The organism is Nocardia sp. NPDC049149 (assembly GCF_043197455.1).
GTDB lineage: Bacteria > Actinomycetota > Actinomycetes > Mycobacteriales > Mycobacteriaceae > Nocardia.
The window spans coordinates 497,000-518,901 of sequence record NZ_JBICTD010000006.1 but is presented as its reverse complement, the minus strand read 5'-3'; the positions used below and the strand labels follow the sequence as shown (position 1 = coordinate 518,901).

At 67.4% G+C, this 21,902-nt stretch carries 19 protein-coding genes; 9 read left to right on the top strand and 10 right to left on the bottom strand.

The features are described 5' to 3' along the window. Position 1: 1 nt before the first annotated feature. Entirely contained in the window at positions 2–352 is a 351-nt protein-coding gene (locus ACGFNJ_RS26540; RefSeq protein WP_393453494.1) for a hypothetical protein, read from the bottom strand. A 61-nt stretch (positions 353–413) separates the two neighbouring features. Here ACGFNJ_RS26540 and ACGFNJ_RS26535 point away from each other — a divergent pair, with 61 nt between their 5' ends. Then, positions 414–1,376, top strand: coding sequence for a quinone oxidoreductase family protein (locus ACGFNJ_RS26535; RefSeq protein WP_393453491.1), 963 nt, complete (start codon positions 414–416; stop codon positions 1,374–1,376). 127 nt (positions 1,377–1,503) lie between these two features. On the opposite strand, the gene ACGFNJ_RS26530 is transcribed toward ACGFNJ_RS26535, so the two are convergent. Next, positions 1,504–2,100 carry a TetR/AcrR family transcriptional regulator gene (locus ACGFNJ_RS26530; RefSeq protein WP_393454179.1) on the bottom strand — a complete coding sequence of 199 codons (597 nt, stop codon included), beginning with the start codon at positions 2,098–2,100 and terminating at the stop codon, positions 1,504–1,506. 90 nt (positions 2,101–2,190) lie between these two features. On the opposite strand from ACGFNJ_RS26530, the gene ACGFNJ_RS26525 reads away from it, so the two are divergent. Next, a complete protein-coding gene (locus ACGFNJ_RS26525; RefSeq protein ID WP_393453488.1) occupies positions 2,191–3,627 on the top strand; it encodes an FAD-dependent monooxygenase in 1,437 nt (478 codons plus the stop codon). Here ACGFNJ_RS26525 and ACGFNJ_RS26520 read toward each other — a convergent pair. Continuing rightward, complete coding sequence (locus ACGFNJ_RS26520; protein ID WP_069165202.1) at positions 3,618–4,604, bottom strand: heme o synthase; 987 nt, start codon at positions 4,602–4,604, stop codon at positions 3,618–3,620. The genes ACGFNJ_RS26525 and ACGFNJ_RS26520 overlap by 10 nt on opposite strands. 476 nt (positions 4,605–5,080) lie before the next feature. Here ACGFNJ_RS26520 and tkt point away from each other — a divergent pair, with 476 nt between their 5' ends. The 7 genes from tkt to ACGFNJ_RS26485 all read left to right on the top strand — a co-directional run bounded on the left by tkt (position 5,081) and on the right by ACGFNJ_RS26485 (position 14,714). Continuing rightward, positions 5,081–7,222 (top strand): transketolase, encoded by a 2,142-nt coding sequence (gene tkt, locus ACGFNJ_RS26515; protein WP_393453484.1) that lies wholly within the window; start codon positions 5,081–5,083, stop codon positions 7,220–7,222. 5 nt (positions 7,223–7,227) lie between these two features. Next, a complete protein-coding gene (gene tal / locus ACGFNJ_RS26510) occupies positions 7,228–8,358 on the top strand; it encodes a transaldolase (RefSeq protein ID WP_393453481.1) in 1,131 nt (376 codons plus the stop codon). A 4-nt stretch (positions 8,359–8,362) separates the two neighbouring features. Beyond that, positions 8,363–9,922 carry a glucose-6-phosphate dehydrogenase gene (gene zwf / locus ACGFNJ_RS26505; RefSeq protein WP_393453478.1) on the top strand — a complete coding sequence of 520 codons (1,560 nt, stop codon included), beginning with the start codon at positions 8,363–8,365 and terminating at the stop codon, positions 9,920–9,922. Further along, positions 9,919–10,827: a glucose-6-phosphate dehydrogenase assembly protein OpcA gene (gene opcA / locus ACGFNJ_RS26500; RefSeq protein ID WP_393453475.1), complete on the top strand. Its 909-nt coding sequence runs from the start codon at positions 9,919–9,921 to the stop codon at positions 10,825–10,827. The genes zwf and opcA overlap by 4 nt, the downstream gene beginning before the upstream one ends. Beyond that, complete coding sequence (gene pgl / locus ACGFNJ_RS26495) at positions 10,820–11,569, top strand: 6-phosphogluconolactonase (protein ID WP_393453472.1); 750 nt, start codon at positions 10,820–10,822, stop codon at positions 11,567–11,569. The genes opcA and pgl overlap by 8 nt, the downstream gene beginning before the upstream one ends. A 291-nt stretch (positions 11,570–11,860) precedes the next feature. Next, a complete protein-coding gene (locus ACGFNJ_RS26490; protein WP_393454176.1) occupies positions 11,861–14,173 on the top strand; it encodes a transketolase C-terminal domain-containing protein in 2,313 nt (770 codons plus the stop codon). A gap of 58 nt (positions 14,174–14,231) precedes the next feature. Next, complete coding sequence (locus ACGFNJ_RS26485; protein WP_393453469.1) at positions 14,232–14,714, top strand: DUF1877 family protein; 483 nt, start codon at positions 14,232–14,234, stop codon at positions 14,712–14,714. 355 nt (positions 14,715–15,069) lie between these two features. Here ACGFNJ_RS26485 and ACGFNJ_RS26480 read toward each other — a convergent pair whose 3' ends face one another. From ACGFNJ_RS26480 to ACGFNJ_RS26450, 7 genes are all read right to left on the bottom strand, one after another. Further along, positions 15,070–16,047, bottom strand: coding sequence for a hypothetical protein (locus ACGFNJ_RS26480; protein WP_393453466.1), 978 nt, complete (start codon positions 16,045–16,047; stop codon positions 15,070–15,072). 579 nt (positions 16,048–16,626) lie between these two features. Beyond that, on the bottom strand, positions 16,627–17,847 hold the full coding sequence (locus tag ACGFNJ_RS26475) for a cytochrome P450 (RefSeq protein WP_393453463.1): 1,221 nt from the start codon (positions 17,845–17,847) through the stop codon (positions 16,627–16,629). Then, positions 17,844–19,127, bottom strand: a complete 1,284-nt coding sequence (locus tag ACGFNJ_RS26470; protein WP_393453460.1) for a cytochrome P450 — start codon at positions 19,125–19,127, stop codon at positions 17,844–17,846. The genes ACGFNJ_RS26475 and ACGFNJ_RS26470 overlap by 4 nt, the downstream gene beginning before the upstream one ends. Further along, the gene (locus tag ACGFNJ_RS26465) at positions 19,124–19,735 is read right to left on the bottom strand and encodes an ATP/GTP-binding protein (protein ID WP_393453457.1); all 612 of its coding nucleotides are present in this window, start codon (positions 19,733–19,735) and stop codon (positions 19,124–19,126) included. Before ACGFNJ_RS26465 ends, ACGFNJ_RS26470 begins: the two co-directional genes overlap by 4 nt. After that, positions 19,716–20,087: a DUF742 domain-containing protein gene (locus tag ACGFNJ_RS26460; RefSeq protein ID WP_069165161.1), complete on the bottom strand. Its 372-nt coding sequence runs from the start codon at positions 20,085–20,087 to the stop codon at positions 19,716–19,718. Before ACGFNJ_RS26460 ends, ACGFNJ_RS26465 begins: the two co-directional genes overlap by 20 nt. Further along, positions 20,084–20,500, bottom strand: coding sequence for a roadblock/LC7 domain-containing protein (locus tag ACGFNJ_RS26455; RefSeq protein WP_393453454.1), 417 nt, complete (start codon positions 20,498–20,500; stop codon positions 20,084–20,086). Before ACGFNJ_RS26455 ends, ACGFNJ_RS26460 begins: the two co-directional genes overlap by 4 nt. Continuing rightward, entirely contained in the window at positions 20,497–21,828 is a 1,332-nt protein-coding gene (locus ACGFNJ_RS26450; protein ID WP_393453451.1) for an ATP-binding protein, read from the bottom strand. The genes ACGFNJ_RS26455 and ACGFNJ_RS26450 overlap by 4 nt, the downstream gene beginning before the upstream one ends. Positions 21,829–21,902: the final 74 nt, after the last annotated feature.

The following is a 21,902-nucleotide window of genomic DNA, read 5'->3' as shown; positions in this document are numbered from 1 at the left end:
GTCAGCTCTCGTTGCGCGCCTTGGGGAACCGGCGCTGACGGGCGACCCAGCCTGCCATCTTCGCCCAGTGTCCCGAGCGCGGCGTGACGATCGAGGTGAGCTCGCGGTCCCACTCGTCGGCCTCGGTGAGGCCATCGATGGTGGCGACGAGTTCCTTGGCGGTGTCCATGGTGTCGACGACCCGATCACCGAGGATGCCGTCCGCGCCGACCAGCGTGACCCGGACACCCAGCCGGCCGATCGGCTGCAGGACGGCCGTTGCGGTCCCGCCGTGGTCGGCGACGAATCCCTTGACGGACTCAACGAGGGCGCCCGACAACTTCACCGGGGCCGTTGCGGCGTGAGCACTCATGAAAGGGAGTCTACCGACCAGTAGGAAACGGTCCAATCACCTCGGGTGTAGAACAGATCTCATGCGCGCCATCCAGGTTTCCGAGCTCGGCGGTCCCGAAGTCCTGCGATACACCGAGGTGCCCGACCCGGCAATCGGCCCTGATCAGCTGCTTGTCGACGTCCAGGCGGTCGGTGTCAACTACATCGACATCTACTTCCGCATCGGCCAGTACCCGCGCGAGGTGCCCTATATCCCCGGTTCCGAGGCAACGGGTGTGGTCGCGCAAGTCGGCGCGAATGTCACCGAGTTCGCGGTCGGTGATCGAGTCGCCTGGGCCGCTGCCCCAGCCAGCTACGCCGAGCGGGTCGCGGTGGACGCCGCCGTCGCGATCGCGGTGCCCGACGGTGTCGAACCCGCGGTCGCGGCGTCGGCGCTGCTGCAGGGCATGACCGCGCACTACCTGCTCGAATCGATCTACACGCCGAAACAAGGCGAGACCGTGCTCGTGCACGCGGGCGCGGGCGGTGTCGGCCTGATCCTGACCCAACTCGCGACGGCCAAGGGCGCCAGGGTGATCACCACGGTGTCCTCGGACGCGAAGGAGAAGCTGTCTCGGGAGGCGGGTGCGGCCGAGGTGCTGCGCTACGACGATGTCCCGGCGCGGGTGCGCGCGCTGACCGACGGTGTCGGCGTTGCGGCGGTCTACGACGGCGTCGGCGCGGCCACCTTCGAGGGCAGCCTCGCCTCGCTGCGCGTGCGCGGCATGCTCGCGCTGTTCGGCGGCGCGAGCGGACCGGTCCCGCCGTTCGATCTGCAGCGCCTCAACTCCAGCGGCTCGCTGTTCGTCACCCGCCCTTCGCTCGGCGCCTACACCCGCGACCGCGCCGAACTCCTCTGGCGCGCAACCGATGTCCTCAACGCCATCGCGGCAGGCACCCTGCAGATCCGGGTCGGGGCCAGCTACCCGCTCGCCGAGGCCGAACAGGCGCACCGTGATCTGGCCGCTCGCCAGACCACCGGCTCGATCGTCCTCATTCCCTGACCAGGCGCACCGGCGGGCCCGACTGCCCGCCGGTCCACCTGCGCGACAGGAGTTCCGGACCTACGCGCACCACTTCTTCTGCGCGGGCAGCATATCGTGCGCCGATTCGCCTGTGCGACAAGCACCTTCAGCAGTCGCGTCCCGTGAGGCCCCGGTAGATGAATCGGGTGAGCCCGTCGACGGCTTGCTTGTCGGTGAGCTCCACCGTGCCGTCTTCGATGCCCTGCACCATCGCGGTCGTGAGCTGAAACATCATGGCCAGGCTGGCATTCGGCGTGCTGGGTAGCGTCAGGCCTTTCTCGGCGAACCCGTCGAGGTGATCGGCGATATCGCGGAGCTGCTGTTTCGCGAATTCGCCCAGCTGCCTGGCGAAATCGTCGTTGACGAGCGCGGCCTGCTGCATCGAGCGGAAGACGGCCCAATGCCTGCGGTAGGACAGCCAGTACTGCTCGATGTGGAAGCGCACCGCGTCCGGGTCGGTGAAGTCCGCGTTGTGGTCGGGTCCCTCGACCACCACGTCGGCCTGCGTCTCGATGTCGTTCAGCAGCGCCTGGAGTAGTTCTTCCTTGCCCGCGAAATGGTTGTAGAACGACCCGGCCGCGCGCCCGGCCTCGGTCGTGATGTCGGCGATCTTGGTGTTCAGGTACCCGCGCTCGGCGAACAGCCGCAGGGCCGCCGCCTTCAGCGCGTGCTCGGTCTCGGCCGACTTCTCCTTACGACTCATCGACACCGCACCCACCTCCTTGACAGGCAAGGTACCAACTCCGATACTGAATATGTATTCACTGAATAATAGTTCACTAATGGAGGAACCATGCTGGACCAGGTACTCGTCGCAGGTGCCGGACCCACCGGCCTGACGCTCGCGCTGGAACTGGCACGCCGCGATGTTCCGGTGCGCGTCATCGACCAGGCCACCGAGTTCTTCGCAGGCTCGCGCGGCGACGGCATCCAGCCGCGCACCTTGGAGGTGTTCGACGACCTCGGCGTGCTCGACGCGGTACACACCGCAGGCATGCCCGCCCCGGTGCTGCGCGCCTACCTCGGCGGCGAGTTCGCCGGCGAACATCGGATGAGCGAGCCCGTCGAGCCGACACCGACGGTCCCCTACCCCAACCTCTGGTTCCTCGCGCAGTCCAAGACCGAGGCGATCCTGCGCGACCGGCTCGCGGAATTCGGGGTGCGTGTCGAACTCGGCACCGCCCTGGCCGCATTCACGCAGGACGCCACCGGCGTCACCGCCACCCTCGTCCGCGACGGCGACACGGAGACGGTGCACGCGGCATACCTGGTCGGCGCCGACGGCGGCCGCAGCACGGTGCGCAAAACGCTCGGCATCGCGTTCGAGGGCAGCACCGACGAGTCGCTGCGGATGCTGCTCGGCGATGTCCGCGCCGACGCGCTCGATCACGATTTCGGCTACTGGTTCGCCTCCGCCGAGCAGCCGATGGAAGGCATCGCGATGACTCCGCTGTCCGGCGGACGCCACTTCCAGTTCGGCGCGCCGTTGACCGGCGACGCCGAACCGAGCCTCGCGGTGTTGCAGGAGTACGTCGACCGCTATTCCGGACGCACCGATATCACCCTGACCGATCTCACCTGGTCCACCGTGTGGCGGCCGAATATCCGCCTGGCCGAACGGTTCCGGGACGGACGTGTCTTCCTGGCAGGCGACGCCGCGCACGTGCACCCGCCCACCGGCGGCCAGGGTCTGAACACCGGCATCCAGGACGCCTACAACCTCGGCTGGAAGCTGGCCGCCGCCATCAATGGCGACGAATCACTCTTGGACAGCTACGAATCCGAGCGCAGGACGGTCGCCGCCCGGGTGCTCGGGCTGAGTTCGGCGCTGCTCGACAAGCTGATCGACGGCGACGAAGACGCCATGAAACGCGGCCCGGAAACCCAGCAGCTCGACATCAGCTACCGCGAACCAGCGGCTTCGGGACGGCTCGTCGCGGGTGATCGTGCGCCCGACGCGCCGCTGAAAGATGCCACCGGCCAACCGATCCGGCTGTTCGACCTGTTCCGCGGCCCGCACGCGACGCTGTTGCACTTCGGCGAAACCACTGAACTGCCAGCCGAATCCGGCACCGCTGTGCACACGATCGTGCGGCCGGGCACCTCCGTCGACGGGCCGCACCTCATCGACGTCGACGGCCACGCTTTCGCGGCATACGACGCCGCCGAGGGCACCCAGGTGCTGGTCCGGCCCGACGGCTATGTCGCTCGACGCAGCACTCAGAAGTAGCTGCCGATGGTGTTCCAGCCGAGCACCGAGTCCACCGCGAGACCGCAGAACACCACGGCCAGATAGTTGTTGGACTGCAGGAACAACCGCAGCGGCTTCACCGATTCACCGCGTCGCACGCCCGCGTACAGCTGGTGTGCCATGAGCAGGAACCACGCTCCAGCCACCAGCGCGACGGCGGTGTAGACGACGCCGGTCGCGGGCGCCAACGCCAGGGTGGTGAGCACGGTGAGCCAGGTATAGATGACGATCTGCTTGGTCACCACCTGCTCGGTCGCCACCACGGGAAGCATCGGCACGCCTGCCGCGCGGTAGTCCTCCTTGTAGCGCATCGCCAGCGCCCAGGTGTGCGGCGGTGTCCAGAAGAAGATGACGCCGAACAGTGCGATCGCGGGCCAGCCGATGCCGCCGGTCACCGCGGACCAGCCGACCAGCGCGGGCATGCAGCCTGCGGCGCCGCCCCACACCACGTTCTGTGAGGTGCGGCGCTTGAGGCCGAGGGTGTAGACGAAAACATAGAAGAGGATGGTGGCGACGACGAGCACACCGCTGAGCAGATTCGCCGTCCACCACAACCAGGCGAAGGACGCGAGGCCGAGCACCACACCGAACACGAACGCGTGCGAGGTCGGCACCGCTTCCCTGGCCAGCGGCCGCTTGGCGGTGCGCTTCATCAGCTTGTCGATGTCGGCGTCGGCCACGCAGTTCAGCGTGTTCGCGCTTGCCGCACCCATCCAGCCGCCGAGCAGCGTCGCCAGGATGAGCTTGATGTCGATGTGGCCGCGGTCGGCGAGCAGCATCGTCGGAATCGTCGCGACGAGCAGCAGTTCGATGACCCGCGGCTTGGTCAGCGCGATGTACGCGAGCACCCGTCGCACCAGCCGTGACGGCAAGCCGGGACCCGTGAACCGGTCGTCCAGCGCCGTCGGAGAGGAGCCGTGCGCGCCATTGCCACCCGGCTGTTGCCCAATCCGCACTGTTTCTCCTCGCACGCTGTGCATCGCATCCGGCATGGACCAAGCAGCGCGCTCGGTCCCGCTGTGCTGGATGCGCGAGAGCTGGACCTTCGCCCGCCTCGGCGCCCCTTCAGCCGTTGCGGCGCGGCTACTACTACAGAGGATGGTAGACCCCCGCGAACCCTGCCCATCCCGAGCCCCGCACAACAGCATTCATGATGTGGTCCACAACACGAACCAACCCAGCCGCCTGGTGGCCCATCAACCGCAACCTCACCCACCCGACCCAACCACCACGGAGCGAGTCTTACGAGCGACCCGTTCGCGGCCACGCGGCCGACCAACACCGCCGATAAACACAGGGTTCCTCGCGTGCCGGTCAAGGTGCACATCTAGGGTGTTGGATACAGACCACGGTGTGCACGCCGTCGCCGCCGCGCGTTCATCGCCGCCACACCATCGCCGTCGACGAAACCAATGTCAGGAGAACCTCGGTCGTGTCAGTCACAGATGACATCCGCGCCCTCACTCAGCCGAACTACCCGGACGACTGGACGGATCTGGACACCAAAGCCGTCGACACGATCCGGGTGCTGGCCGCCGACGCGGTGCAGAACGCGGGCAACGGTCATCCCGGCACCGCGATGAGCCTGGCGCCGTTGGCGTATTCGCTCTACCACCGGACCATGCGGATCGACCCGAGCGATCCGAGCTGGGTCGGCCGCGACCGTTTCGTGCTGTCCTGCGGACACTCCAGCGTGACCCAGTACATCCAGCTGTACCTGGCCGGCTTCGGTCTGGAACTGGATGACCTGAAGACGTTGCGCAAGTGGGGTTCTCTCACTCCCGGCCACCCCGAGTTCCGGCACACCGACGGCGTCGAGATCACCACCGGCCCGCTGGGTCAGGGCCTGGCTTCCGCGGTCGGCATGGCGATGGGTGCGCGCCGCGAGCGCGGGCTGTTCGATCCGAACGCCGCGGCAGGCGCCAGTCCGTTCGACCATTTCATCTACGTGATCGCCTCCGACGGTGACATGGAGGAGGGCGTCACCTCCGAGGCGTCCTCGCTCGCAGGCACCCAGCAGCTCGGCAATCTCGTGGTGATCTACGACGACAACAAGATCTCCATCGAGGACGACACCACCATCGCGTTCACCGAGGACGTCGCCAAGCGCTACGAGGCGTACGGCTGGCAGGTCCAGGTGGTCGAGGGCGGCGAGGACGTCGTCGCCATCGAGTCGGCATTGCGCGCGGCGAAGGCGGACCTCTCGCGGCCCTCGCTCATCGTGTTGCGCACCATCATCGGCTACCCGGCCCCGACCAAGATGAACACCGGCGCCGCGCACGGTGCCGCGCTCGGCGCCGACGAGGTGGCCGCCACCAAGAAGATCCTCGGCTTCGACCCGGAGCAGAGCTTCGAGGTGGCCCCCGAGGTCATCGCGCACACCCGCGCGACCGTCGAGCGCGGCAAGCAGGCGCACCAGGAATGGCAGGCGCAGTTCGACGCGTGGGCGCAGGCCAACCCGGACAACAAGGCGCTCTTCGATCGGCTCGCCAAGCGCGAGCTGCCGCAGGGCTGGGCCGCGAATCTGCCCACCTACGAGGCGGATCCGAAGGGCATGGCGACCCGCAAGGCGTCCGGCAAGGTGCTCGCCGCGCTCGCGCCCGTGCTGCCCGAACTGTGGGGCGGCTCGGCCGACCTCGCCGAATCCAACAACACCACCATGCCGAACGAGCCGAGCTTCGGCCCCGAGTCGATCTCGACCGGCATGTGGAAGGCCAACCCGTACGGCCGCACGCTGCACTTCGGCGTCCGCGAGCACGCGATGGGCGCGATCCTCAACGGCATCGCGCTGCACGGCCCGACCCGCCCGTACGGCGGCACCTTCCTGGTGTTCAGCGACTACATGCGCCCCGCGGTCCGGCTCGCCGCGCTGATGCGGGTGCCCGCCATCTACGTGTGGACGCACGACTCCATCGGCCTCGGCGAGGACGGCCCGACGCACCAGCCGATCGAGCACCTCGCCGCGCTGCGCGCCATCCCCGGCCTCAATGTGGTTCGTCCCGGCGACGCCAACGAGACCACCTACGCGTGGCGGACCATCCTCGAGCGCGACAGCGCCGAGCACACCTCGCACTTCTCGGTGTCCGAGCCCGCGCACCAGGACGGCCCTTCGGCGCTCGCGCTGACCCGCCAGGATCTGCCGATCCAGGAGGGCACCAGCTACGAGGGTGTCAAGAAGGGCGGCTACATCCTCGCCGAATCCTCCACCGGCACTCCGCAGGTGATCCTTCTCGCCACTGGCTCCGAGCTCCAGCTCGCCGTCGAGGCCCGCACTACGCTGGAGTCGCAGGGCATCGGAACCCGCGTGGTGTCGATGCCGTGTGTGGAGTGGTTCGACGCGCAGGACAAGGCCTACCGCGACGAGGTGCTGCCGCCCTCGGTGGCCGCACGCGTCGCTGTCGAGGCGGGCATCGCGATGCCGTGGCACCGGTTCGTCGGTGACGCGGGCGAGGTCGTCTCGATCGAGCACTTCGGTGCTTCCGCCGACTTCAAGACCCTGTTCCGCGAGTTCGGATTCACTCCCGAAAACGTCGTTGCCGCCGCGCAGCGCACACTCGAGAACGTGAAGGGATAGCGCTAATGGCACAAAACGAGAACACCGCCGCCCTCTCCGCGGCAGGCGTATCGGTTTGGCTCGACGACCTGTCCAGGGACCGGATCCAGTCCGGCAACCTGGCCGAGCTGATCGACACCCGCAACGTCGTCGGCGTCACCACCAACCCGACGATCTTCCAGGGTGCGCTCAGCAAGGGCCACGCCTACGACGGACAGCTGAAAGAGCTTGCCGCCCAAGGCGCGGACGCCGACGCCGCGATCCGCATCATCACCACCGACGACGTGCGCGCCGCCTGTGACGTGTTCGCTGCCACGTTCGAGGCGAGCAACGGTGTCGACGGCCGCGTCTCCATCGAGGTCGATCCGCGCCTGGCGTTCGACGCGGACAAGACCGTCGCGCAGGCCATCGACCTGTGGAAGACCGTCGACCGGCCGAACCTGTTCATCAAGATCCCGGCCACCGAGGCGGGCCTGCCCGCGATCACCAGGGTGATCGCCGAGGGCATCAGCGTGAACGTGACGCTGATCTTCTCCGTCGCGCGCTACCGCTCGGTGATGGGCGCGTACCTGGACGGGCTGCGCAGCGCCAAGACCGCGGGCCACGACATCGGCAAGATCCACTCGGTCGCCTCGTTCTTCGTATCCCGGGTCGACACCGAGATCGACAAGCGGCTCGAGGCGATCGGCACCGACGCGGCACTCGCGTTGCGCGGCAAGGCGGGCATCGCCAACGCGCGGCTGGCCTACGCCGAGTACCTGGACGTGTTCGACGGCGGCAAGCACACCTCCACCTACGCGCATCTCGGTGCGGCGGGCGCGAATCGGCAACGGCCGCTGTGGGCTTCGACCGGCGTGAAGAACCCGGAGTACTCCGATGTCATGTACGTCACCGAGCTGGTGGCGGGCAACACGGTGAACACGCTGCCGGAGAAGACCCTCGAGGCGGTCGCCGATCACGCCGAGATCCGCGGCGACACTGTCACCGGCACCGAGGCGGCGGCTCAGGAGGTCTTCGACCAGCTCACCGCCGTCGGCATCGACCTCGTCGACGTGTTCGATCTGCTGGAGCGCGAGGGCGTGGAGAAGTTCGAAACGTCCTGGGCGGAACTGCTTTCCGCCACTGCGGAAGAGCTTTCCGCGGCCGGGAACAACTGAGCAGATGGCCGGCCCCAAACTCAAGCCCTGGCAAAACCCGCTGCGGGACGAGCGGGACAAGCGGGTCCCGCGCATCGCGGGCCCGTGCAGCATGGTGATCTTCGGCGTCACCGGTGACCTGTCCCGGAAGAAGTTGATGCCGGCCATCTACGACCTGGCGAACCGGGGGCTGCTGCCCCCTGGTTTCGCGCTCGTCGGCTTCGCTCGGCGCGACTACGCCGACGAGGATTTCGCCAAGGTCGTGCTCGACTCGGTGAAGACACACGCGCGCACGCCCTTTCGCCAGGAGGTCTGGGACCACCTGGCCGAGGGCATCCGGTTCGTGCAGGGCAGTTTCGACGACGACGCCGCGTTCTCGACGCTCGCCGACACCCTGGCGAAGCTGGACAAGGAGCGCGGCACCGGCGGCAATCACGCCTTCTACCTGTCGATTCCGCCGAACATGTTCCCGGTGGTGCTCGATCAGCTCTCCGAGCACGCACTGGCCCAGCCGAGCACTACCGACGCCGCGGGCCGTAAACCGTGGCGCCGGGTGGTGATCGAGAAGCCGTTCGGGCACGACCTGGAAAGCGCCCAGGAGCTCAACGCGCTGGTGAACCGGGTGTTCCCGGAGGAGACGGTGTTCCGCATCGACCACTATCTCGGCAAGGAGACGGTGCAGAACATCCTGGCGCTGCGCTTCGCCAACCAGCTGTACGACCCCATCTGGAACGCCAACTACGTCGACCATGTGCAGATCACCATGGCCGAGGACATCGGATTGGGTGGGCGCGCAGGCTATTACGACGGCATCGGCGCCGCCCGCGATGTCATCCAGAACCATCTGCTGCAGCTGCTCGCGCTCACCGCGATGGAGGAGCCGATCAGCTTCCAGCCCAAGCAGTTGCAGGCCGAGAAGATCAAGGTGCTCTCGGCGACGAAACTCGTTGAGCCACTGGATCAGACGACGGCGCGCGGCCAGTACGCCGAAGGCTGGCAGGGCGGCGAGCACGTCGTCGGGCTGCTCGACGAGGAAGGCTTCGACCCGCAGTCGCGCACCGAGACCTATGCCGCGATCACCTTGGAGGTCGACACCCGCCGCTGGGCGGGTGTGCCGTTCTATCTGCGCACCGGAAAACGGCTGGGCCGCAGGGTCACCGAGATCGCGGTGGTGTTCAAGCGGGCGCCACACCTGCCGTTCGACCAGACCATGACCGAGGATCTCGGGCAGAACGCGCTGGTGATCCGGGTGCAGCCGGACGAGGGCATCACCACCCGCTTCGGGTCGAAGGTGCCTGGCTCCAGCATGGAAGTACGCGACGTCAACATGGATTTCAGCTACGGCGAGGCGTTCACCGAGTCCTCCCCCGAGGCCTACGAGCGCCTGATCCTCGACGTGCTGCTCGGGGTGCCGTCGCTGTTCCCGGTGAACGCGGAGGTCGAATTGTCCTGGAGCATCCTGGATCCGGTGATCGAGCACTGGTCCGACAACGGCAAGCCGCAACAGTACGAGGCAGGCACCTGGGGCCCGTCCTCGGCCGACGAGATGCTGGCCCGCACCGGGCGCGAATGGCGGCGGCCATGATCATCGACATGCCGGCCACCACGACCGGCGAAGTCACCAAACGCATTGTGCAGCTGCGCGAAAGCAACGGCGTGATCACCATGGGGCGGGTGCTCACCCTGGTGGTGTGCACGCTGGACAGCTCCGAGGCCGAAGACGCGATCGACGCCGCCAACGACGCCAGCCGCGAACACCCGTGCCGGGTGGTTGTTTTGGCGCGCGGCGATCGCGAAGCGGCGACCAGGCTCGACGCCCAGATCCGCGTCGGCGGCGACGCGGGCGCGGCTGAAGTGATCGTGCTTCGGCTGCAAGGCGAGCTGGTGAACCACGAAAGCAGCGTCGTCATCCCGTTTCTGCTGCCCGACACCCCGGTGGTCGCCTGGTGGCCGCGGGGTGCCCCGGAGGTCCCGTCCAAGGATTCGGTGGGCCGCTTGGCGACTCGGCGCATCACCGACGCCACCTTCGCCGCCGACCCGCAGGCCACCATCAAGAAGCGCCTCGGCTCCTACGCGTCCGGCGACACCGACCTGGCGTGGAGCCGCATCACCTACTGGCGCGCGCTGCTCGCCGCCGCGCTGGACGAGCCGCCATTCGAACCGGTCGATTCGGTGCTGGTGTCCGGTCTCCGCGAGGAACCGGCCCTGGACATCCTGGCCGGGTGGCTCGCCGCCCGCCTCGACTGCCCGGTCCGCCGGCGCACCGGCGCGTTGCGGGTGGAGATCCATCGCCCTTCGGTGTCGGTCTCGATCGAACGCCCGCAAACCGGCCGCACCGCGACGCTGACCCGCACCGGCGATCCGGATCAGCGCATTGCCTTGGCCCGCAGGGAAACCCGCGACTGCCTCGCCGAGGAACTGCGCAGGCTCGACGCCGACGAAATCTACGCAGAGGCGCTGGCCGGACTGGAGAAGGTGACCTATGAGTGACTCCGCGAACGACACGGTCGAAGTCCACATCGATACCGAATCGCTCGTCGCGGGCGCGGCGGCGCGGTTCGTCGATGTTGTGGTCGCCGCCCAGGCCGCACGCGGCACCGCGTCGGTCGTGCTGACCGGCGGCGGCACCGGCATCGCACTGCTCGAGCTGGTCCGCAAGTCTCCCGGCGATATCGACTGGTCCGCCGTCGACTTCTTCTGGGGCGATGAACGCTTCGTGCCCGCGGGCGATGCGGAGCGCAATGATCTGCAGGCCTGCCATGCCCTGCTCGACCATGTACCGGTGGACCCAGGTCGAGTGCATCGGGTCGCCGCCTCCGATGGCGAATACCCCGACCCGGTCGAGGCTGCCGCCGAATACTCCGCGGCCGTGCACGCCTACCTCGCCGAACACGGCTCCTTCGACTTGCACCTGCTCGGCATGGGCGGCGAAGGGCACGTCAATTCGCTGTTCCCGCACACCGATGCGGTCCGCGAGGCACACGAACTCGTTGTCGCCGTGACGAATTCGCCGAAGCCGCCGCCGGTCCGGGTCACCCTCACCGTCCCGGCCATCCGCCGCGCCCGCCATGTGGTGCTGGTCGTCGGAGGCGCCGCCAAGGCCGAGGCCGTCGCCGCCGCCATCGCGGGCGCGGATCCGGTCGACATCCCCTCGGCAGGCGCCGTCGGGCTCGAATCCACCACCTGGCTGCTGGACCAGGACGCGGCATCGGCCCTGCAACTCCCGGACTGAGTCGTTCGCCCCAGCCTCGAGTCCCCCACCCGGCTGCTGATCAGAACGTCGCCTCGGCACTGGGCTGAGGTTCCACGCCACCACTGTGGCGGCTGCCCTGCGGTCGCCTACAGTGGTGTTTTCGGCATACTTATCGCGCTCCATGCCGCTGATCCGTCGCCCCAGCCGCACGGGTCGGTCACGCATGCGTTGCGAACTAATCCGCCGATTGCGGGTCAAATCAGGAAAAATGCCGCCGAATAGGTCGACTAGGTGGCCGCTTTCCGGGAGAATCGTGCGGTGGCTGAGCACATGGTTGATCTGGACGAGCGGTTTCGAGCCGAAGTTGCTGCGCTGACGGCGGGGCCGAGGCGGAGCTCTGACGAACCGGTCGTGCCGGGGAGCGCGATCACCGGGGCGGTGTGCCTCGAGGTGTTCGAGTCGCAGGCGACCAGCAGGCAACTCGATCTGGCGGCGCGGCGGCTCGGTGCCGCGCGGCGCGGGTATTACAGCATCGGTTCGTCGGGGCATGAGGGCAACGCGGCGTTGGGCGTTGCGCTGCGAACCACCGATCCCGCACTGCTGCACTACCGTTCGGGCGCGTTCTTCGTGCAACGCACGCGGCAGGTGCCTGGACTCGACCCGATCAGGAACGTGTTGCTCGGCGTGGTCGCGGCGGCCGCAGATCCGATTTCCGGTGGGCGGCACAAGGTTTTCGGCAGCAAGCAGGCCGGGATCATCCCGCAGACCTCGACCATCGCGTCCCATCTGCCGCGCGCCGTCGGGCTCGGGTTCGCCATCGATCGCGCGGCACGCCTGGGAGTTCCGAGCGAATGGCCGTCGGATGCGGTGGTGCTGTGCAGCTTCGGTGACGCGTCGGCGAACCACTCGACCGCCACCGGCGCGATCAACTCGGCGATACACACGGCCCGCCAAGGGGTTCCGATGCCGATCCTGTTCCTCTGCGAGGACAACGGCATCGGCATCAGCGTGCCGACCCCGACGGATTGGATCCGCCAGGCCTATGGAAGTCGTCCTGGCCTGGAGTATTTCGATGCCGACGGTTCCGATCTCCTCGACGCGCTGACCACGGCGACTGCCGCCGCCGCGTGGGTGCGCGAGCACCGCAGGCCTGCCTTCCTCCGGCTGCGCACCGTCCGCCTGATGGGGCATGCGGGCTCCGATGTCGAAGCGGCGTACCGCAAGCCCGCCGACATCGCCGCCGACCTGCTCCGCGACCCCGTCACCGCGACCGCGCGACTGCTGGTCACCGCGGGCATCGCCACCCCCGCCGAGGTACTCGACCGCTACGCCGACATCATCCACCGTGTCACCACAATGGCCGAACTCGTTGCGGGCGAGCCGAAGTTGACCTCAGCGTCCGCTGTGCTGGCTCCGCTTGCGCCCGCCCACCCCGAGCAGGTGCGCGCAGACGTTCTCCGCGCCGCCCCGAGCCAGACCCGCGAGCCCTCCGGATCCCCGTTGTCCGCCAGCACAACTCAGACCGGTGCGACGAACAACGCATCGAACCGAGACACAGGGACAGCCTCGACAGCGAGCCTCGCTGAGGCCGACGCACGGCGAAGCAGTGCCCCAGCGCTGAATTCGGTGACCGGCGATCCGATGACGCTCGCGCAGTCGATCAACAGCACCCTCGCCCAGCTGCTCACCCGCGACACCGACGTCCTGGTCTTCGGCGAGGACGTCGGCCGCAAAGGCGGCGTCTACGGCGTAACCAAAGGCCTGCACAAGCAATTCGGCCGCCGCCGCGTCTTCGACACCTTGCTCGACGAACAGAGCGTCCTCGGCACCGCCCTCGGCAGCGCACTCGCGGGCTTCGTGCCGATCCCGGAGATCCAATACCTCGCCTATGTCCACAACGCGATCGATCAACTCCGCGGCGAGGCGGCCACCCTCCAGTTCTTTTCCCATGGCCTGTACCGCAATCCGATGGTGGTGCGCATCGCCGGCTACGCCTACCAGAAGGGTTTCGGCGGCCACTTCCACAACGACAACTCCATCGCCGCCCTCCGCGACATCCCCGGTCTCGTCATCGCCTCCCCTGCCCGCGCCGACGACGCCGCCGCCCTGCTGCGCACCTGTGTCTCCGCCGCGCGGATCGACGGCCGAGTCTGCCTCTACCTCGAACCCATCGCCCTCTACCACACCCGCGACCTCCACGAACCCGGCGACAATGCCTGGCTCGCAACACCTTCCGACACGCACGTCGACATCGGCCGCGCCCGTGTCTACGGCGACGGCGCCGACCTCACCATCGTCACCTTCGCCAACGGCGTCCCCATGAGCCTCCGCGTCGCCCGCCGCCTGGCCGACCGCGGCATCCAAACCCGCGTCCTCGACCTGCGCTGGCTCTCCCCCCTCCCCTTGGACGACATCCTCCACCACGCCCGCGCCACCGGCCGAGTCCTCATCGCCGACGAAACCCGCCACAGCGGCGGCGTCTCCGAATCCGTCTGCACCGCCCTCATCGACGCAGGCTTCGAAGGCCGCATCGCCCGAGTCACCAGCGACGACAGCTTCATCCCCCTCGGCCCCGCCGCCGACACCGTCCTCCTCGACGAAACCAAGATCGAAACCGCCGCCGGAAAGCTCCTGGCCGAGTAACTATTTCGCGGGGTTCTCACTGCTACCGCCTTGGCCATTTCTCGGTAAGGTCCGATCTGTGAGCAAATACGTATTGTTCAAGCGCGTCACCGACGTGGAACTCGAACAAGCCGAGGAAGACTCAGATCTCGCGCATGAACTAATCGAACGTGACAGCAGTGATGATGCGGAACATACGTTGTGGGCCTTTGCCGGGCTGCAGTTCCTGCTCGATGCCGAAGGCATGGGCATCGTCGTCGGGTGGCCGGACACCCCGGACGAACTGCAGATCGTGCTCCTGGCGGACGGTGAAACCATCTTCGGCCTCGACAGCAACACCGTCGCCCGTATCGCGACCGACCTCGGTGCGACACCGTTCCGACGCCTCGGTGCCCATTTCGACAGAGCGGCAATGGCGGCAGACGACGTCAATCCCAGCGATTGGTCTGGTTGGGATACCGAGGAAGCGCTGAACTTTCTGAATGAGGCCTACGACGATCTGGTGAAATTCATGATGTCCACCGCCGGAGCAAGCTCTGCCCTGCTCATGGAAATGCCGTAACTTACCCGACGCATCAGAGGTAACTACCCCGCCAGTCGCCCAACCACCACATCGGTGTCCGGGACCGCGCAGCCGGCCGCCCCGCACCCCTCCACGAATCCGCACCCCTTCCGTAGATTCGCACCGGTTCTGGGCGCCCATAACCGGTGCGAATCAACGAAAGGGGTGCGGAGTCCATGCAAAGGTCCGGTCAACCCCGACCGAGGCCCGACATCGACCGCGAGTCGAGGCAGACAGTCGCGGCGATGACCGCGAACCCGGTTACCGTCGTGGCGATTACGCCAAGCGGTGCGGTGCGAGTGGTCACCAACCGGAGCGAGCTCACCGGATCCACCAGGCGCTGCGCCCTGAGAGGTTACAGGGGGCGGGTTGGCAAGGGGCGAGGGATAGGAAGCCGGGATTGTTCGATGGAGCCGTCGCAGTAAGTGGTTCGTGCCCGAGTCAAGGCGGCGCGGATTCTGGTGGCCGGGCGCTCGGTGGTCAGATCCGGCCAGGTCCAGCGGACGAGTTGAAATCCGCAGGCGCGGATGGCGTCCTCGCGGATCTTCTCAGCAAAGACCGCCTCGCCCGGGTCTTCGCCAGGTCGAAGCAGACGTCCGTATTTGAGTCGGCCGTCGAACTCGCACAGCACACCGGTGCCTTCGAAGTAGAAGTCCACTCTCCCAAGGAAGTTGGCCTCTGCGTCGAAGACGTTTCCTTGTGGACTCGGGACCGGGAGACCGAGCCTGGCACACATCACCCGACTACGGGACTCGCCGACACTTTCGCTGCGCCCGTTCAGGAATGCGACCACCCGGCGTGCCGCAGAAACCCGACGGCGGAACTTGGCTCGCTCCAACTCAGCTGCGAGATCTGCTTCCGATGGGCCGAACTCGCGGACCAGGGCGTCCCCGGCCACGACCGCGGACTCGAAAGGCAAGGTTCGTGCTAGGTCAACCACAGTTCTTGCTGGTGCAGTGACCAGCAACCCGTCTATCTCAACAACGGATTCCATTGGTGCGCAGTGGATCTTCACGTCAGACTTGATCCGTCCGCCATGGCGTCTGTTCCGAGTCACACAGACACGGTCCAGCGGGGTGCACCACAGCGGCACGCCATAGAGCACCGCAGCGGACTGGTGACTGACGACCGCCTCTTCGGTCATTGAGGGAACGGCGGCATCGATCAAGGTGCGGTGCTTCCCGACCTGATCCAGCTCGCCGTACACACAACGATCGGCATAAGCACCACGTCGAACCCGACACCACTCACTGCGGTACTGATGGCGAATCTCCGCATCACTCAGCCCACCTTGCAGTTCCACGCTCCGCCGATGCACGACCGCTCGTTCCATCCCCGCATCGTCACCAACCCCACACCCCCGCACCACCCGTCAGACCCCCAAATGTGCACAACTCGCCCCTGTGTACAAAAGATCCGCACCCAGCCGATCGTCTGGCTGTAGTCACGTCCCGAAAGTTCCAAGATCAAATACCCGGATCCGCACCCCTTCCGTGGATCCGCACTCCCTCTGGGAGGCCAGAACCGGTGCGTATCGACAGAGCAGGTGCGTATCGACAGAGAGGGTGCGAATCCGACGGTGGCCTGATCGAACCGTCGAACGCCCCATGGTGGCGCCTCGGGGCGCCTTCAAGATCGAACACCCAGAACCGCACTCTCTCTGGGCATTCGCACTCGTTCCGGGCTGCTAGAACGGGTGCGGATCCACAGAACAGGTGCGAATCCTGTGGTCACAAGATCTAAGGTCGAACGATCTCGGACGACTGTTTGGCGGCGCTTGGAGCGCGCTTCAAGATCAAAGAGCTGATTCGCACCCCTTATATGGATCCGCACTCGTTCGGGGCGCCCAGAGAGGGTGCGGATTCACAGAACGGGCGCGGATGCGCAGAAGCGGTGCGGATCTCGGCGAGAGTCAGCCGAGGCGGACCGGGAACGACGCGAGGTCGTTTTGGGTGAGGACAGGCAGGTTGCGGATCTCTTCGACGGGGACCGCGAGCTGGAGGTCGGGGAAGCGGGCGAAGAGGGCGGGCAGGGCGATGGTGGCTTCCAGGCGGGAGAGGGCGGCGCCTGGGCAGATGTGCGGCCCGTACCCAAAAGTCATGTGGCGGTGCGAGGTTGCGCGGGTGATGTCGAAGGCGTCGGAGTCGTCGCCGTGGACGGCGGTGTCGCGGCCGATGGCGCGGTAGGACATGACGACACCCTCCCCCTTCTCGATGACGGTGTCGCCGACGGTGATGTCTTCGGTGGCGAAACGCATGAGCAGGTGGGTGACCGGGCTGTCCCAGCGCAGGGTTTCCTCGACGGCGTTCTTCCACTCGAATTCGCCTGCGCGGATCTTGTCAAGTTGTTCCGGCCTGGTGAGCAGGGCGCGGACGGTGTTGAGGATGAGGCCGACGGTGGTTTCGTGGCCAGCGGCGACCAGCGCCTTCAGGTTGCCGACGACTTCTTCCTCGGTGAGCGGATCCCCGCCGTCGGCGGCGAAGATGAGGGCGCTGGTGAGGTCGTCGGTCGGGTCGGCGGTCTTCTTACGCACCAATTCGGTGTAGTAGACGTCCATTTCGTCGATCACCCGTAGTCGCTCGTCCTGCGGGGTCATCAGCGAGAAGAACGCCTTGTACCAGGTGAGCAGCATCGGGTGATCGGCGCGGTCGACGCCCATCAGCTCGCCGACCACCCGCATCGGCAGCGGGTAGGCGAACACCTCCTTGAGGTCGACGACGTCCTGGCCGGACGCGGCGATGGCGTCGAGCAGCTCTACGGTCAGCCGTTCGATGGTCGGCCGGATCTCGTCGAGCCGCCGCGGCGACAACGCCTGCGTGGTCTTGATCCGCAGCCGCCGATGCTCGGCGCCGTCGACGGTGAACATCGAACGCCCCGCGTCGATCATGCCGATCAACGGCCACTGCCGCGTCACAACGCCGGAGTTCCACAGCGACCAGCCGTTGATGTCCTTGATCAGCCGAGGATCGACGAGCAGCTGCCGCGCCACCGCGTGCTCGGTGACGGTCCATGCGGGCACGCCGAGCAGTTCGATCCTCGCAAGCGGGCCAGCGGCACGCAATCGGGCTGTCTCCCCGGCCAGGTCGCCGACCATCGGATCGATCGCGATGGCGAACGGACATGTCTCACTCATGGGGTACCTCCAACTGCACGAACTGGTGTGAAACGAACTGGCAGCGAGGACATTCCGCGCAAGAACGGTGACGGCCGCCGGACGAGATTCTGCGCGGGCACGGCGAGATCGATATCGGGCAGCCGGTCCAGCAGGACCTCGATGCTGGTCCGCGCGATGATCTCGGCCAGCTGCTGAGCCGGGAAGGGACAACGGTATTCGCCGTAGCTGAAGGCGAAGTGCGCGCTGTTGCCGGTGTGCGCCGGTTCGGCGCCCTCGGCGAGATGCTGGCGCACATGCGGATCGAGGTTGGCCGCCGCCAACCCGAGCAGCAGCATGTCACCGGAGCGAATGATCTTGTCGCTCAACCTGGTATCGCGCGCCGCCCAGCGACCGGCGAGGATCTGGTTCGGGGAGTCCTCCCACAGCACCTCGTTCATCGCCTCGCCGACGCTGCGCCGCCCGCCGCCGAGCGCAGCGGCGAACCGGTCGTCGACGAGCATGAGCCGCACCGAGTTTCCGATCCAGTCGGCGGTCGGCAGGTGCCCGGCGGCGGTGACCGCCATCAGGTCCTGCACGTACTCCTCGTCGGTGAACGGGGCCGGGTAGGCCAGCATCTGCGACACCAAATCGCCACCGGGCCTTGCCTTCTTGGCGGCGAGCACCTGAGTCATCTGCTCGTAGTACCGCCCGTAGGCGGCCTGTGCGTCGGCGCCACCGTCGGCGAGCTGCTTCATGTTCCAGGCCAGCTGCGGCCCGTCCTCGTCGGGAAAGCCGAGCGCCCAGGCCAGCGCGAGCACCGGCATCGGCACGGCGAACTCGGCGACCAGGTCGGCCGTGCCACGGCCGCAGAAGCCGTCGATCAGTCGGTCGGCGACATCCTCACAGGTGCGCCGCAATTCGAACGGGTCCACCGATTCGAGCGCAGGCTCCACCATCGCCAGATGCCTGCGATGCTCGGCGCCCGCGGTGAAATAGATCGAGGGCCGCGGTTGCCCGATCATCGGCAGCAGCGGCCAATCCTCGGGAATGTTCGGCCACTGGTTCCACAGGCTGACATCACGAGGGAACAGCTCGGGGTCGCTGGTGACCTGATGCAGCTCGCGGTAGCCGATCACCAGCCAGGCCGGGACGCCGCCTGGCAGCTCGACGGAGACGACCGGCCCCTGCTCGCGGCGCATCTCGCGGTAGAGATGCTCCGGATCGGTGTGGAAGCGCGGGCCACTCAACGGCACGGCGGCGGATTCCGGGTGGACCGGGCAGCCGCCGGTGGCGGCCGAGGTGGCGCTCGAGCTGGTCATACGGTCTCCACTCGCGGTGCGTCGGCGTAGATGTGCTCGACGAGGCTGATCAGGACGCTCTTGCAGGATTCGCGCGACCTGGCGTCGCATTCGATCAGCGGCACATGCGGTTCCAGGTCCAGCGCGTCGCGCACCTCGTCGGGCCGGAAGGTGCCGCCGAAGTTGTTGCACGCCACGATGAATCGGGTGCGCTGGGCTTCCAGCCGATCGATGGCGTACCAGGAGTCGGCGATGCGGCGCTGGTCGACGAGCACGATCGCGCCGAGCGCACCGGCGAACAGGCGATCCCAGAGGAACCAAAACCGTTCCTGCCCAGGCGCACCGAACAGATAGAGCACGTGTTCGGTGTCGATGGTGATCCGGCCGAAGTCGAAGGCGACCGTGGTCGTCGACTTGCCCGGCGCACCGGTGGGGTCGTCGATGCCGACGCCCGCGTTGGTCATGGTCGCCTCGGTGTCGAGCGGGCGGATCTCGCTGACCGCCCGGACCATGGTGGTCTTGCCGACGCCGAAGCCGCCGACGATGACGATCTTCAGCCCGTGTTTGCTCGCACTGTTCAGCGGTGCGTCGGCGCGGGCGGGCCGAGGATCAAAGACTGCGGAGTCCAACGAGCACCTTCTCGAGGGTGGCGGAATCGGGCACCGCGTTCCACGGCGCGCCCGGTACGGTGGGGCCGGTATTCGGATGCCGCACAGTGATTTTGCCTGCGTGCAGCAGGTCGGACAGCAGGATGGTCGCGATGCCGACCGGGAGCCGCAGTTCGGCCGCGATCTCGACGACGGCCGTTGGCGCACGGCACATGTCGAGGATCGCCACGTGCTCGGACTGCATGCCTGGCGTCGGCGCGCTTTCGCTGACCACGAGCGTAACCAGGTCGAAACTGTCGGAGTCCGGTTTGCTGCGTCCGCCGGTCAGCGTGTAGAGCCGGTCGGGGTCGTCGTCGCGGCCTGGCCTTCTCACGGCACGCTCGCTCCCCCGACACGCGGCGCGGACGCGAGGTAGTGGCCCAACTGCTCCACCAGTTCTCGCATGTTGTGGCCGACCAGGCCCGCGTCGGCGTCCTCGGCGGCGACCACCGCGATGTGCGCGGCCAGCCCCGCCTCGACGATGAACAGGATGCCGCCGTAGAACTCGGTCATCGATTGGCGCACACCGCCTCTGCCGTCACCGAACTCGATAGACGCACCGTGCGACAGACTTTGGATGCCTGCCGCGATGGCCGCGAGCTGATCGGCCTTGTCCATGCCCAACTCGGGAGTGTGGCAGATCTTCAACCCGTCGCCGGAGAGCAGCAACGCGTGCCTGGTGCGCGGGGTACGGGCGAGTAGTTGCTCCAGCAGCCAGCTGAGCTGCGACGGCGCAGACGTTGTCATCGATCATTCTCCACGGCAACGGAAGGGGAGGGGGAAGGTGTTGCGACAGCAGAGCTTTCGGCATCACGACCGGTCACTGCGCGCTGGAAGGCACCGAAGGACGCAGGCGTCGACGCGGGCGGGGTGGCCGCGGGCGGGTCATCGGGCTTGGGAACGGAAAGGCCTGCGGGGTGGACCGCGGCCAGGGTGCTGCCCCGCCGCCGCTTCGGCAGCCCCATGCTGGTGAGCTCGGGTTCGGGTTCAGGTTCGGCAACGGCCTCCGGCTGCGGGGTGACGACAGGCGGTGGGGCCGCGACGGGCAACGAGGGTGCGGTGGACAGCGCGGTCGGCTGCGAACGATCCAGGCGCGCAGTGAGATCCCGCGGCACCACCACGACCACCGCGGTGCCGCCGATGGCCGACGGCCGGTAGGACACGGTGAGCCCGTGCTTGCGCGCGAGGTGCCCGACGACGGCGAGGCCGAGCCGGGTCCCGCTCAGCGACGACAGGTCCGACGAATGCTGGCCGCGCCCGTTCGGGCCGGTGCTCGACACAGCCTGTTCGGCCCGCCGCAGCGCCGACTCGCTCATGACCAGACCGCTGTCCTCGATGGTGAGCACGACGCCTGCGGGCACCTCGGCGGCGTAGACGTGCACCTCGGTGGTCGGCGGGGAGAAGTTGCACGCGTTGTCGAGCAGCTCGGCGAGCGTGTGCATCACGCCTTCGGCCGCATGCCCGGCGATGGCGATCTCGGCAATGGCTCGCAACCGCACCCGTTGATAGCCGGCCACCCGGCCCATGGCGCCGCGCAGAATCGATTCCATCGCAATCGGTTTGGCCCAGCGTCGACCGGAACGGGCGCCGCTGAGCACCGCGATGCTGTCGGCGAGCCTGCCTGCCTGGGCGGTGCGATGGTCGAGCTGCAGCAGGTCGGCGAGCACCTTCGGGTCGGCGTGCCGGTGTTCCATCTCGCGCAGTTCGGCGAGCATGCTGGTGGTCATCGCCTGCATGCGACCGGCCGCGCCCGCGAACGCGGCCATCGCCGCGGACCTACGGTTCTCGCTGTTCTTCGCTTCCCACACATGCGCGTTCGTCGCTTCGGCCGCGGACGCCATCCTCGCGGTTACCTCGGCGGTCAGCGCCGCCGCATCCTGCCTGGCCCGCTCGGTCTCGGCGCGATAGTGCAGTGCCGCGGTGACGGCGGCACACAGCGCGATGAACAGCACGATCGCGGCGACGACGGCGGCGGTCAGCGGGATGCGAACGTCGGTGAGCGCAAGGAGAACCGCGGCGACGACGACGAGAACCGAGAGCACGGCCGCGCAGGTCGACATCGCTAGGAGCGGCATGCGCAGACGCTGAACGACAGACTCGCGATGTTCGCCTTCCGGCGCGTTCAATGACTGTGACAAGTTCCGTACTT